A 12,228-nucleotide genomic window follows, 5' to 3' on the forward strand; every position below is an offset into this window, starting at 1 on the left:
AATTAGATCGCATCTACCAACGCTCCAACGATATAAGCCTGATGCTCCCGAGAAAGGCCAACCCACAACGGGAGGCGCAACAAGTTGCCGCTAACAGAATCGGTGACCGCCATACCCCCATGCACCCTGCCATACCGAATGCCGGCAGGTGCGCTATGCAATGGGACATAATGGAACACCGCATTAATGCCCTGCTGCTTTAACCTATCGATCACCCGCGTCCTGGTCGCCAAAGAATCCAACAGAACATAATACATATGCGCATTCTGCCGACAGTCCAAAGGTATGATGGGACGCCTCAGTTTGCACGCCTCTTCCAATGGCTGGAAAGCTTCATGGTACCCATCCCAGACCGCCAAGCGACGCTCTGTAATCGCGCCAGCATATTCCATCTGTGCCCAAAGAAATGCGGCGATGATCTCACCCGGCAGATATGACGAGCCAATATCCACCCAAGTGTATTTATCCACCTGTCCGCGGAAGAAGCGGCTTCGGTTTGTTCCTTTCTCCAGAAGAATCTCGGCGCGCTCAACATACTCGGGCGCATTCACCAACAACGCTCCACCCTCACCCGAAATAATATTCTTCGTCTCATGGAAGCTTAGCGCCGCCAGATGGCCAATGCTACCGAGCGGCCGCCCCTTGTAGGTCGACATGATGCCTTGCGCCGCATCCTCGATGAGGACCAGATTGTGGTAATTGGCGATGGCCATGATCGCATCCATCTCGCAAGCCACTCCCGCATAATGCACGGACACAATGGCCTTGGTTCTGGAAGTGATCGCCGCCTCAATCTTTGATTCATCGATGTTCAGCGTATCGGGGCGAATATCCACAAACACAGGAACCCCGCCGCGTAACACAAAGGCGTTCGCAGTAGAAACGAACGTGTAGGAGGGCATGATGATCTCATCACCCGGCTGAACACCGATGAGTATCGCCGCCATTTCCAGCGCGGCAGTACAAGAGTGCGTCAACAGGGCCTGATAGCAGCCAATATTTTTTTCCAGCCAATCGCAGCACTTAGTCGTAAACTGCCCGTTGCCTGCCAGATGCAAATTGGCATGCGCCTGAGATATATAAGGCAACTCATTGCCTGTCATGTATGGCTTATTGAAGGGGATCTTCACTGCCTACCACCGTCCTCTAATGTTTATCCGCGTCAGGCATTGAGGTTCCACAGCGCAGCCATGACTTACTTGAAAAATGGGCTGCCTAATTAGAATAGGTGCTGAACAAGCCCGGCTTTGCGGGAATGACGACTTATTCAGCGTTTCCATAATTATATTCACCCGACAACGCACACCACGCCTGAAATCGGCTCATCGTATCTTCTTTGCAACGACTAGCCTAGAGCCGCCAAAAGGAAAATCCAGTCCAATCTTCACGCAAACAAGTTCAATGCTAAGCAGGCACAGGAACAATAAATTCAGAAAAGGGGAGATCGCAAGCTCCGCCCTGGCATCAACCCCATCCGCCCCTCTCCTCTTAAAAAACCTGGAAACCATCATCGCAGGCAGAAGAATAGATACAAATGACGTTGAACGCACTATTTCAAAACCCGCAGATTTGATCTTGCGTTGAAAATTTGCAGCCTCATAACGCCTGACATGGCAAGCACGCTCGTCTGTTGCGCTCCACAACCATTCATGCTGAGGCACAGTTAACAACATCACACCATCAGGATTAAGTGCAGAATGAAGCTGGGCAAGAACCAGTTCATCTTCTTCTATATGCTCCAGAACATCAAAGGCCCCGATTGCATCGAACTCATTATAGAAGGGAATATTGCGGGCATCCATTTGCATGAGATTCGCTGATGGCAATCGGGCGGAGGCGAATTCCAAACCAGCCGTAAATATCTCACTACCATACAACGTCGTATCAGGAAAAGATTTTGCAATACCAGATATAACGAACCCCGTCCCGCAACCAATCTCAAGAAACGAATGGAAACTTGGACAATATTTTCTTATTGCCCAGAGAATCAATTTATTACGGCATCGAAACCAAAAATTGGCTTCTTCCAAACGAGCCAAGTCCGAGAAGCGTGCCGCATCAAATCCGCCGCCCACGCGGGAAAGCAACGGGGCATATGCGATGAAGCCATCTACCACCACCGGAGCATGGCCGCAGGCCGGGCAATCCATAAGCCTGGACTCGTAATGCCCGTTACATACCAGGCAGCGTTTCATCCTTCGACCTTTGCCTGAACAGATTCACCATCCCTGAAGACAAAGAATTTGAACGCAATAAACAGGAATACCGCAACTACAAAAATCGCCACCAGCTGCACCCATTGATGTGGATACCCGAATTTATCCGCCAGAATGGCCATTAGCCCGAGATTAATCATATACCCAAGCAAGTGAACAACGATGTACCTGGTACCAGTCGCTTGCAGACTCCCTTCATGCATAAAAACATATTTTCGGCTTCCGAAAAACCCAACCGTTGCACCGGCCGCATACAAGATGCTTATTGCCCACTTGGGAGGAACCCCGAAATATGTGACCAACAGGTAAATCAGATAGCCAAGCGTGTTTCTTATTATCCCGAGGAGTCCGTAGCTGAATATCTGCTTGACTAGCATTTCGCCCCCATTGCGGCGAATACATCAGGGAATAAAAATAATCTTCTATTGCCCTCGACGTCATGATATCTGCCTTGCGATGCAGCCTCCCAGCGCGACAACTCAAACTGCCGATTTTTCACGGACAATGCGTAATTAGACAGGTATGCAGTGCGCACACCCTGCGTCTCCTCAACTAATCCAGAGATGTCATCCGCTCGTAAATCCGTGCTGCATGAATAACCCAGAGCATCCAGCTCCGGCTTGGTGCAGGCTTCGATGAAGCGAATTTCTTCGCCCGAAAGCAATGTGCGCCAGACCTCCTCGCTCTTGCGATCAACGCCCTTTTTGTCACCGAACGACGAGTTGCCTTTCCACTCTCTCCCCTGGTGGTCATATAGCGGCTGATGGATCAGCCCTTCTGGGAAGTCCCCGATCCCGAGCCACTCTGTAATTCCACTCAGGGTAGCATCCGGATCTTGCACTAGATCCTCATAGCGAACTACATGTACCAGCGGGTGGTTCCTGAAGGACAGCCAATATGCGGCACTTTTGCGCCATAGCCTGATCAACATCAAAAGCGGGTATCGGTCACCCACTTGTTGGTGATAACACCCATGGCTAGCAGATGAGATCACAGCACGGGGGTCACGAACGATAATCACACATCGCCCGCCGGAGTCGACTATCGCCGGTATGTATTCCTCGCAGAGCACTTCCTTGGCGCCTATGTATTTGGCATCATCGCGATGACAGCGCTCGGACAAAAGACTATGGAGCCGGGTTTGAATATCGAAGAAAGACCCAGAACCCATGGTTATTCCATCGGTGTACCCAAGGGCACTGCCGCCTTTACCAGTTGTCGCGCTCTTCACCAGGTATGCTGCTTCTTCGACATTGAAAGTCCGCTCTTTCAGCCATCGCGAGAATTGAAGGCGCTCTTCGTCAGAGCTGTCCTGGCCATCGCCTAGCGGCAGAAATTTTTCTATGCCGCACTCTTCAAGGAACAAACGCCTTACATCCACATAAAGCTGATGATAAGGCTGGTAGGCCACAAACATCTCCGGATGGTTTGTTAACAGTGTCTGAATCAGGCTAGTACCTGATCGCAGCATGCCGGTAACGAAAAGGAATCCCATTACAGATGCTCTTCAAAGATAGGAAACTGACTACTCGCCATATTTTCTTCGATGATTCTTCCGATATATTCGCCCAGCACCCCTATGCAAAGCAGGATGTTCCCGGCCAGGAATGAGATCAGAACCGCAAGAGACGCCCAGCCTGCAAATTGAGAGCCGTACAGCAAGACCTTGATAACGATAAATACCGCAAATGCCAAGCTGGCCAAACTGACCAGCCCACCCCAAGTTGTAACGAACCGCAATGGTATCCGCGAGTGGTTAATCAACAAATACGATGCAAGGGTTAACAGCTTCTTCAGCGTATAAGTGCTTTTGCCATCGGCACGCACATCATGCTGGACGGAGATATTGCATATCCGGTCAGGCGGAACAGAATTCAGCATCAGCGCCGGGATATAAACATGCGTTCCTTTGAACGAACTCATTGCCCGAGCAACGCGCTTCGTCATCCCCCTATAACTGGACAGCGTCAATCCTTGGGGCTTATGCAGGATGCGCCCAACCAGGGCTTGTATCGCCCGACTGGCCACATTGCGTAACCAATGATGTTTCTTGCTTCCTTTAATGTCGCCGATAACCAAGTCGTATCCTTCATCGATTTTTCCAATGAACCGTGGAATTTCTTCAGGGGGATTCTGCAGATCATCGTCCAATGTCAGCACATAATCTCCGCTCGCACGCTGCAAACCGCAAAGAGTTGCATGATGCTGGCCCATATTGCGCGCGAAGCGCACTAATTTGACCCGCTTGTCGTGTACACGGATTTCCTGCATTCGGTCGAATGTGCCATCGTTGCTAGCATCATCGACCAAGATGATTTCCCATTGATCCGTCAACGATGAAAGGATCCCTTCAAGTCGGCGACACAGCTCCTTCAGGATGTTGCCGCTACGGAAGACAGGGATAACGATGCTAATGGATTTGTTCATGATGATCTTTCCCTGCAGACATATTTCATAAATTCAGGAGAATCCGTGCCACAGTTAAACAGTAAATCAAGGATGCTCACACCATGCACGAAGCCTCCCCAAAGCTGCGGGTATTCTTTATAGCCAGAGTAGTCGAACCAGCTTAGCTTGATACCCTGCTCAGCAAAAAGCTTCTCTTCGATGTAATCCTTGGCGGCTGGACCGGAGATATATTCATCAGCACCCGCCTGTTCACATAAATCAACCAATCGAGCAGACCTCCCTTCAACCAGTCTGTAGTCCCATGAACAGCTTATTTTCGTCGTTATGTTAAGGTAGCCACAAATACCTTGGATGAACTCCCGATTTAGTTCCGATAAGTTTCTATACCTGCGCACATAAAAATGACTGAGTAAGGTTGCTATTTCATCAAAATGTGTTGCCCGACTATAGTTACTTTCTAGTGTCTTCCAGTGCTTTCTTTGCCAATTATTTTCTGGCAATTCAACATCTCTGATTCTTCGCTTAATATCCTGTCCAACTGGGACAGTAAGCCATTGCACCCCCTGTGGAGTTTTAATCAAATTACGATTTCGCCAATCATTCTTTGTAAACTGCATGTCATCGTAAATGATGAATTCATCCACTGCGGCAATCATGTCGAAGTATCCCTTCCAAGGGATATAGTTCGATTGGAGGATAGCGATTTTCTTCATGGGAAAAGGCAAGCGATCAATCCACTCCGACAGGTTGGGCCCCGATGCGGCGATGCCCGCCCTTCAAAGGCCGAAGAATTCAGCATTCACGATGAACGAGCATGGCATATTCCTTTGCCATGCGCTCTGCCGAAAATAGCCGCCGATAACGCTGATACCCTTTTTTGGCCTGTTCTTTCCTGAAGTCGGATTCTTTCAGGAAGGCGATAATATGATTCGCATAGCCCTGAACATCATCCGGCCCAACACAGAATCCACCCTCGCCATCCGCCACGACCTCTGGGACGCCGCCGACTCTTGTTGCCACTACCGGCACCCGGTTCGCCATTGCCTCCACACTGGTCAGTCCGAATGACTCAAAGATCTGTGATGCCACCAGTAACACGTCGGCTTGCTTCAGCATGGCATCCACATCGCTGCGAAAACCCTGCAGATTGACATGCCGGGAAAGGTCATATAACTCTATCAGGTGTCTCACTCGTTCCACTTCTTCAGGATAGCCATATCCGCAAACCACCAGATGTGCATTGGGAATTGCCGCAATTACTTTCTGGAATGCTCTAAACAGGAAATCATGTCCCTTGCGTGGCTCATAAGTTGCCAACATCAGGCACAACGGAACACCCGCAGGTATGCCGAGCTCTTCGCGCAACGATGTTCCGAGATTGGCCGACTCCACAGGCTCAGCAATGCCGTTGTAGATATACGATACCTTGTTCATAGCTGTATCACCGATCCGCTTGCGCAACGACTCCGCGCAGATCTTCGACACCCCGACCAGTGCGCGGGCATTGCTCACCAGCCAGGAATCCATCAGTTTCTCCGGCAGCCGGTCGATTCGATTGGGCATGTTGGCCAGGTTATGAAAGTTATATATCGCTCGCGGCTTGTCTTCATGAAATAACCGCCAGGCAATGACTGCAGCCCGACAGGTGTCCCCCCCGGGATGCCCTCCGTTCACCACCATCAAGCGATCGGTCTGCCATTTGGCAAAGATCGAGCGCAAGCGGATGAGGTAATAGACAAAGTAGCCATATCTCAACAGAGGCGACAGCACCCGCCTTGCTGTTCGCAAGAACCGATTCCGGTTGCTCTTGGACACCAGAACGGGATAGGTCGATATGTCGTGGCGCACCACCTCACAAGGGCGGATGATCCTGTCTTTCAGCACCTGGTAGCCGGGATGGGCTGGATTGCAAATTATTCTCAGTTCGTCTTCTGGATAGGGCCAGTGATTGACCAGTGAAATCAGGAAGGAATCCAGGCCACCGCAATGGATGTTCTCAGTCAGGAAAGTTATCTTCACGCGCGACCTGTTTGAAAAATGGCTTAGATCTTCTTTGCAAGGAAGGTGAATCCTTCGGCGAACTGCGACGGGTAGCGGTTCACCAGCCTCCTCCTGGCGGCAGATGACGGAATCAGGTACTTGCCGTAAGGAATAGCGGGAAAATGATGGCTTAGATCGCGGGCAATCTGGAATCCTGCCAAGCCAAGCAGCCCGGCCAGCCCCTCATGAGTAAAAAAGCGGATATGCGGGAAATCCCAGCACTTCGCACCCGGGAAATACTGGTGGGTATCGATATCGCTATTGAACAGAAATTTGATCCGCCCCTGGAGCGTGAAATGATTGGGTACATGCACAAGCAGAAATCCGCCCGGCTTCAACACGCGATGCGCTTCCTTCAGAACGAAATCCGGCCGCAGCAAATGTTCGAGCAGGTCTTTACACAGACAAAAATCCAACTGCCCGGCATCAAAAGGCAAGGTGTCGACATTGAAGTCACTGATGAGCGACAAGGTCTCAAAACCGACCCCTCTGGCTTGCTGGAGCGCATAATCGCTGCCATCCACGCCATAGAGCCGGCATCCCGTCAATGCCTTCGCCTCGGCTGCGAAAACGCCCGTGCCGCAGCCGATATCCAGCATGCTTTCAAAGTTACCCGTAGTCGCGATGGCTTCCTGCCATACAGGAGAGAAATAATTCGAAGCGATGCTGACTTTCGCGATGTCATCGATGTATTTTTCAGCAAAATGTTTATTTGTCATTACAGGCTAGGGCTATTTTAATGAACGTTTTATAAGGGGACGAGAACAGTTCAATCATTTCGATTCATCGGAACGGTCCCGATGACCGTCGCAGGGTTTCCGCCCACGATGCTGTAGGCAGGAACGTCTTTTGTAACCACTGAACCTGCAGCCACTATTGATGCCCGCCCCACTGTTACTCCTTTGAGGATGATGGCGCGGGCCCCTACCCAGACATCATCTTCGATGATGACCGGAGATCTTTTTACAACCGACCAGTCTTTCGGGCGTCCCTCCATATAATCGGGCAAATCCTTACGGCGCACGGCCGGGTCAATCGCATGGCCATCGTGGTCCAGAATCAGACAATCAAAGGATATCCAGACGTTATCGCCGACACACATCCGGTCCGCCAACACAAACATTGTTCCGCCATTGATGGCTGTGTTTTTTCCTATTTCCAGACTGGCTTTGCTGCGCTCGAAGTTTACGGTGCCATCGACTGATGACTGCATCCCCACCCGTATTGCGCATTCTGCCGGATCCACATAATAACCAAACGATACCACCGCTCTGAACATTTCTGTTTTGGCGATCGAGAATGACCCGAGGGACGCCACACCGCGGAGCCTTGCTCGGGTCCTGAACGAATCTATGATCTTTGCGACCAAATTGAAAATGGGATTTTTCATCAAATCAAGTCGGGAGGATTTACCAGCCACGCTAACCAACGCCCCCGACATAGAGTCACAGTTATCAACATCGCTTCCCTACTCCAGCACCCACACAATCGATATCGGCAGTCATGATATAGCAAGTGCATGAGACTCACGCACGAGATATGCCTTTGCCTGCTCCCAATTCCCGAGTGAGCGCGCACCATCGCTGCGGATCTCATATATATGGTCGGCATGCTGAATCGTGGTGTAGCGATGTGCGATGACGATGATGGTAAAACGGCCGCTCGCCTGCAGGTCGCATAGCATCTGCGTGATCCACTGCTCACTCTCGTGATCCAGCGCGCTGGTGGCCTCATCGAGGATCAGTATCTCGGGGCGGCGCAGCAACGCCCTCGCCAATGCCAGTCGTTGCCGTTGCCCACCGGAGAGTTGTACACCACGATCGCCGATGATCGCATCCAGCCCTCCCGAACGCTGAGCGATGAACTCCCATGCACCAGCCTTCTCACAGGCAGCCCGCAATTCATCATCACCGACACTCCACTCCAGCCCCAGAATCAGGTTGCTGCGAATAGTGTCGTGAAACAACACCGCCTCCTGCGAAACATAGGCAATACGCTCTCGGTACCGCCGCAACTCCAGCTCTGCCAAGTCGATATTGTCTATCATGACTCGCCCCGCTTCCGGCCGATACAACCCCAGGATCAGATCGGCGATAGTCGTCTTGCCAGAGCCGGATGGGCCAACCAACGCCACCGTTTGTCCCTTGGCGATTATCAGATCCAGCCCGTTGAGGACGGGCTCCCGCCCCGGATATCGGTAGCGAACCCCTTCCAGCTTTATGCAACGCTGCATACCATGAAAATCGCCTTTGCCAGTCGGCTCACTGGCCGCAGCCGCCGCCTCAAGCAAGCCGAACACCCTGTCAACGCTCGGCTTATTGGCCTGAAAATCGGCACCCATACTAATCACCGACTGGACATTCGGAAGCAATCGAGTAAATGCCAGGGCAAATGCGCCCAGGAAAGCTACCGACAGATCGAAATATAGTGAGAACCAGATTATCAGGCTCAGGATAATGACCGAGATCGGCTGAATCACGATACCCGGACTATTCGACCAGAACGCCATCCATTGCCAATGATGACGGACTGCACCGCTACCCTCCCGGAAGCGCCGCTCCAGTGCCCCCCCCCCAATTCATGGCATTGACCAGCTTCTTGGCCTGCAGCCCTTCCAGCGCTCGGTGCTGCGTCTCCTCCAGAGCTTGGGTGTAATCCTTTCCATGCTGGTGGGCCTGTCGCCCCATCCAGCGGATTATCGGAGCGGCACCCGCCCCCATCACCAGGGCCGTCACTGTGAGCTTCCAGGATATCCATAACACAAACGACAGATAAGCCAACACGGTCACCCATTGCGCCACCACCTGAATCAGCGTGAAGAATGCCTGCCCGGTTCGAACAGTGTGCTCGCTCAACACGCTGAGTAACGCCCCCTGTTTGTGCCCATTGATAAAGTCGGTCCTTGCTTCCAGAAAGTCATGGAACAAGACAGATCTCAGTTGGTTCTGTATCTCGGCGGCCATTTTCACACTTATATGGCGCATCCACATTATCAACCCGCCCTTGACCAGGAACAGCAAAGACAACAACACCAGAAATGTCGGCAACACAGCAGGCAACCCCAAGGCGGACAGAAAGTTCAACATGGTCTGTGTCAGCCCACTCGTCACGCCTCCCTTGCTTTGAAATAAATCGATAATCGGAATGAACAGGGAAAGTCCGAGTAATTCAAAGGCATTGATCAGCAGGATCAGAGCGATTAATACGCCGACCCGTGCAACACTTATCTTCTTCAACAGCGCATACATCATCTCGGAATAACTTTCTTCATTTCCCCAGCTATTGCAAGGAAAGCATATTGGTTCAGAGGGCTATTGTTCATTCCATCTCTTTCATCAGGATAGAGTGATAGCTAAGGGATACCCCATCCTCTTTCAGATAATCACGAACCAGTCGCTTCATCAGTTCGATGTTGGGTGACATTGCCCGCAAGTACACTGCCTTGTCCACCTCTGTCACAAACACTGGCTTCGCAACAAAATGGATCAGGGCGGCAGCAAAACCACTGCGCTTCATTTCCGTAAAATCTGGATCATCCATGATCATCACAGGCTTCTCGGATACCAGACACTGATCCAGGGCCAGTGACATATGCCCCATAACCAGTTGGGCATTTTGAATGAGCGGCAACGTCTGCCCATAGATCAAAGGTCGGCCGCCGAACCTGTCTCTGGGGTAGTGATATTTTCCTGAAGCCGCAATCACGACCGGCATCCCGCTCCAAGCCTCGATTTCGGCAAACAATCGGTTCAGTCGCGCATAATATGCATCAGGGTCTCGACAGACCGCGCAGCCCATCATCTTGGCATCTGGCGCATAGTCCACGCTCTCATCCACAAAAAGGTTATAAGGCCCCTTGACCATCCGTTCCGACGGCTGCCATCGTACCTTGATGGAAGGGATGCTGATGAAACGCGCCCCGGGGAACACCTCAAGAGATTGCTTCCGCCCGAACCTGCCGGAACCGACCACGCCGTACGGTTGCAACAACCTGTTGTGATATCGCTGCCTATATGCAGCCAGGAGCTTGCGGGTCCTTTGAATAATTTGTGCTGGTTCGATTAACGTATCGAAATGTTGCAGATAATAACGGACCCCCTTCCGTTGCAATTCGGCAAATATCCAGTCATCTGGCGTTATCCTGTGGAAGCGGCTCAGGTACCAGACCACCGAATCTTGAGTAAGCGCATGGAGTGATTTCTGGAACGAACCATCATTATCATAGATGCAATGATTGGGGCCGATGTATCGATAATCACGGGCGCCGCCAAAATATTGGGACAGGCCTTCTCCGGAATAAAAAAATCCTGAAATATCCCAGAACTCGACATCAACACCATGATTGGCGAACCACCACGCATCCAGCTTTTCGCCAAACAGCTTAGAGATTGGCATTGAACTGATGAAAATCAGCCTCATGATATTGCCAAGGTCAGAGATGCATCGACTGCTTCCCATGAGTACGCCACTCTGTCGTACGGTCCCGTTTGGAATGGGGACGTGGCGGAGGCGACAAGTGGATTAACTTCATAACGCCTTAAAGAATAGTCCGCAGCTTGACGAAGCTTCAGTCGCGAAGACCTCGCTTGCGCCCTGATCATCAGGGATATCCCCAAGCAGCATTCAGTTCATTGAGTTTCTTCAGTTCATTTGCTTCCACTTCACCCAGGAAATCGTAGTTTTTTACACCCCCCGTTTTATCTACCATCGGCCTGACAGACATGATGCCAAGTTTGGTTAGATTCGTGGTTTGTGTAGATAGGAACTGTGCCAACTCGTCCATGATAGAGTCGGGGTTCTGCCTTAACTCCTCGTAAGAGAGGATGTGCAGCCTATTACCCAGTCCACTGCTCTTCGCTTGTATCGCAAACTCCGCATCCCGCCTCCAAAGATAACATGCTCGGGTTGCTTCATTCATCTTTACCCATTCGCCAACCATTGAATCCTCAACCAAATGGGGAACCTTGCTCCCATTGACTATCTTGAAAGGCCAATAGTTATTTTTCAGCCCTTCGTCGCTAAGCCACCGTTTCTTGATGATGGATTTCACTACGTCTCGCCCATCTCTCATTATGATGATGAACTGGGACTCAGGGAGCGTGGCATCGAAAAACGGGATTGCATCTATCACACTCGGCATCTTGAAGGCGAGCCGCAGTTTTCTATCGGCAATGTAGTTAATTGCATCATCCCGATTGCGGATATTTTGCCACCGTGAAAGCAACTCCGGCCAGTAAATTGAGTTGAGAACCAGACTGTCATCTCCTGGACGGAGGTTTGCCTTTCTTCCATGTGCAGATTCGAGGAGAAGATCCTCATGCAAGTGCAATTGCAACAGAACCGATGCAACTTCTGGGGACAGGGCTTTCATTGAAAGCAAGGCGGACAACCCCCACACCAGCGGCGGTTCAAAATGGTACTCGACACCCTCGAGTGTGCTAACTAGTTTTCCCAGCAGACTAGTGCCGGATCTAGGCGCACCCGTTATGACAATCGTATTTTTGGTGTTCTTTTTTTGAATTTCAGCTAAATCTATTTTATTGTCCACGACTTATTACCTTTT

The 12,228-nt window shown here is 51.0% G+C and carries 13 protein-coding genes; all 13 read right to left on the minus strand.

Annotated features, from left to right (window positions below):
- Positions 1–2 precede the first annotated feature (2 nt).
- The 13 genes from rffA to ACRRNM_RS09115 all read right to left on the minus strand — a co-directional run bounded on the left by rffA (position 3) and on the right by ACRRNM_RS09115 (position 12,213).
- Complete coding sequence (rffA, locus tag ACRRNM_RS09055; protein WP_435627902.1) at positions 3–1,130, minus strand: dTDP-4-amino-4,6-dideoxygalactose transaminase; 1,128 nt, start codon at positions 1,128–1,130, stop codon at positions 3–5.
- 192 nt (positions 1,131–1,322) lie between these two features.
- Entirely contained in the window at positions 1,323–2,150 is an 828-nt protein-coding gene (locus ACRRNM_RS09060) for a class I SAM-dependent methyltransferase (RefSeq protein WP_435627903.1), read from the minus strand.
- A gap of 41 nt (positions 2,151–2,191) precedes the next feature.
- Positions 2,192–2,593 (minus strand): GtrA family protein, encoded by a 402-nt coding sequence (locus ACRRNM_RS09065; RefSeq protein ID WP_435627904.1) that lies wholly within the window; start codon positions 2,591–2,593, stop codon positions 2,192–2,194.
- Complete coding sequence (locus tag ACRRNM_RS09070; RefSeq protein WP_435627905.1) at positions 2,587–3,711, minus strand: sulfotransferase family protein; 1,125 nt, start codon at positions 3,709–3,711, stop codon at positions 2,587–2,589. The genes ACRRNM_RS09065 and ACRRNM_RS09070 overlap by 7 nt, the downstream gene beginning before the upstream one ends.
- Positions 3,711–4,643 carry a glycosyltransferase family 2 protein gene (locus tag ACRRNM_RS09075; RefSeq protein ID WP_435627906.1) on the minus strand — a complete coding sequence of 311 codons (933 nt, stop codon included), beginning with the start codon at positions 4,641–4,643 and terminating at the stop codon, positions 3,711–3,713. The genes ACRRNM_RS09070 and ACRRNM_RS09075 overlap by 1 nt, the downstream gene beginning before the upstream one ends.
- Positions 4,640–5,338 carry a WbqC family protein gene (locus ACRRNM_RS09080; protein WP_435627907.1) on the minus strand — a complete coding sequence of 233 codons (699 nt, stop codon included), beginning with the start codon at positions 5,336–5,338 and terminating at the stop codon, positions 4,640–4,642. Before ACRRNM_RS09080 ends, ACRRNM_RS09075 begins: the two co-directional genes overlap by 4 nt.
- A gap of 79 nt (positions 5,339–5,417) precedes the next feature.
- Complete coding sequence (locus ACRRNM_RS09085) at positions 5,418–6,644, minus strand: glycosyltransferase family 4 protein (RefSeq protein WP_435627908.1); 1,227 nt, start codon at positions 6,642–6,644, stop codon at positions 5,418–5,420.
- Positions 6,645–6,667: 23 nt separating this feature from the next.
- On the minus strand, positions 6,668–7,384 hold the full coding sequence (locus ACRRNM_RS09090; RefSeq protein ID WP_435627909.1) for a class I SAM-dependent methyltransferase: 717 nt from the start codon (positions 7,382–7,384) through the stop codon (positions 6,668–6,670).
- A 50-nt stretch (positions 7,385–7,434) separates the two neighbouring features.
- Entirely contained in the window at positions 7,435–8,085 is a 651-nt protein-coding gene (locus ACRRNM_RS09095) for an acyltransferase (RefSeq protein ID WP_435627910.1), read from the minus strand.
- Positions 8,086–8,166: 81 nt separating this feature from the next.
- A complete protein-coding gene (locus ACRRNM_RS09100) occupies positions 8,167–9,174 on the minus strand; it encodes an ATP-binding cassette domain-containing protein (RefSeq protein WP_435627911.1) in 1,008 nt (335 codons plus the stop codon).
- Positions 9,175–9,202: 28 nt separating this feature from the next.
- Complete coding sequence (locus tag ACRRNM_RS09105) at positions 9,203–9,916, minus strand: ABC transporter transmembrane domain-containing protein (protein WP_435627912.1); 714 nt, start codon at positions 9,914–9,916, stop codon at positions 9,203–9,205.
- Between the two features lie 67 nt (positions 9,917–9,983).
- The gene (locus ACRRNM_RS09110) at positions 9,984–11,084 is read right to left on the minus strand and encodes a hypothetical protein (protein WP_435627913.1); all 1,101 of its coding nucleotides are present in this window, start codon (positions 11,082–11,084) and stop codon (positions 9,984–9,986) included.
- A gap of 181 nt (positions 11,085–11,265) precedes the next feature.
- Positions 11,266–12,213, minus strand: a complete 948-nt coding sequence (locus ACRRNM_RS09115) for a sulfotransferase (RefSeq protein WP_435627914.1) — start codon at positions 12,211–12,213, stop codon at positions 11,266–11,268.
- Positions 12,214–12,228: the final 15 nt, after the last annotated feature.

This window comes from Ferrigenium straubiae (assembly GCF_051257895.1).
In the GTDB taxonomy this organism is placed as follows: Bacteria; Pseudomonadota; Gammaproteobacteria; order Burkholderiales; family Gallionellaceae; genus Gallionella; species Gallionella straubiae.

What these genes read in the sequence shown, in the direction of transcription:
- ACRRNM_RS09060 (WP_435627903.1), bottom strand. Translation starts at nt 2,150, where the DNA reads ATGGATTGCCCGGCCTGCGGCCATGCTCCGGTGGTGGTAGATGGCTTC.
- ACRRNM_RS09065 (WP_435627904.1), bottom strand. Translation starts at nt 2,593, where the DNA reads ATGCTAGTCAAGCAGATATTCAGCTACGGACTCCTCGGGATAATAAGA.
- ACRRNM_RS09070 (WP_435627905.1), bottom strand. Translation starts at nt 3,711, where the DNA reads ATGGGATTCCTTTTCGTTACCGGCATGCTGCGATCAGGTACTAGCCTG.
- ACRRNM_RS09075 (WP_435627906.1), bottom strand. Translation starts at nt 4,643, where the DNA reads ATGAACAAATCCATTAGCATCGTTATCCCTGTCTTCCGTAGCGGCAAC.
- ACRRNM_RS09080 (WP_435627907.1), bottom strand. Translation starts at nt 5,338, where the DNA reads ATGAAGAAAATCGCTATCCTCCAATCGAACTATATCCCTTGGAAGGGA.
- ACRRNM_RS09090 (WP_435627909.1), bottom strand. Translation starts at nt 7,384, where the DNA reads ATGACAAATAAACATTTTGCTGAAAAATACATCGATGACATCGCGAAA.
- ACRRNM_RS09100 (WP_435627911.1), bottom strand. Translation starts at nt 9,174, where the DNA reads ATGGCGTTCTGGTCGAATAGTCCGGGTATCGTGATTCAGCCGATCTCG.
- ACRRNM_RS09105 (WP_435627912.1), bottom strand. Translation starts at nt 9,916, where the DNA reads ATGATGTATGCGCTGTTGAAGAAGATAAGTGTTGCACGGGTCGGCGTA.
- ACRRNM_RS09110 (WP_435627913.1), bottom strand. Translation starts at nt 11,084, where the DNA reads ATGAGGCTGATTTTCATCAGTTCAATGCCAATCTCTAAGCTGTTTGGC.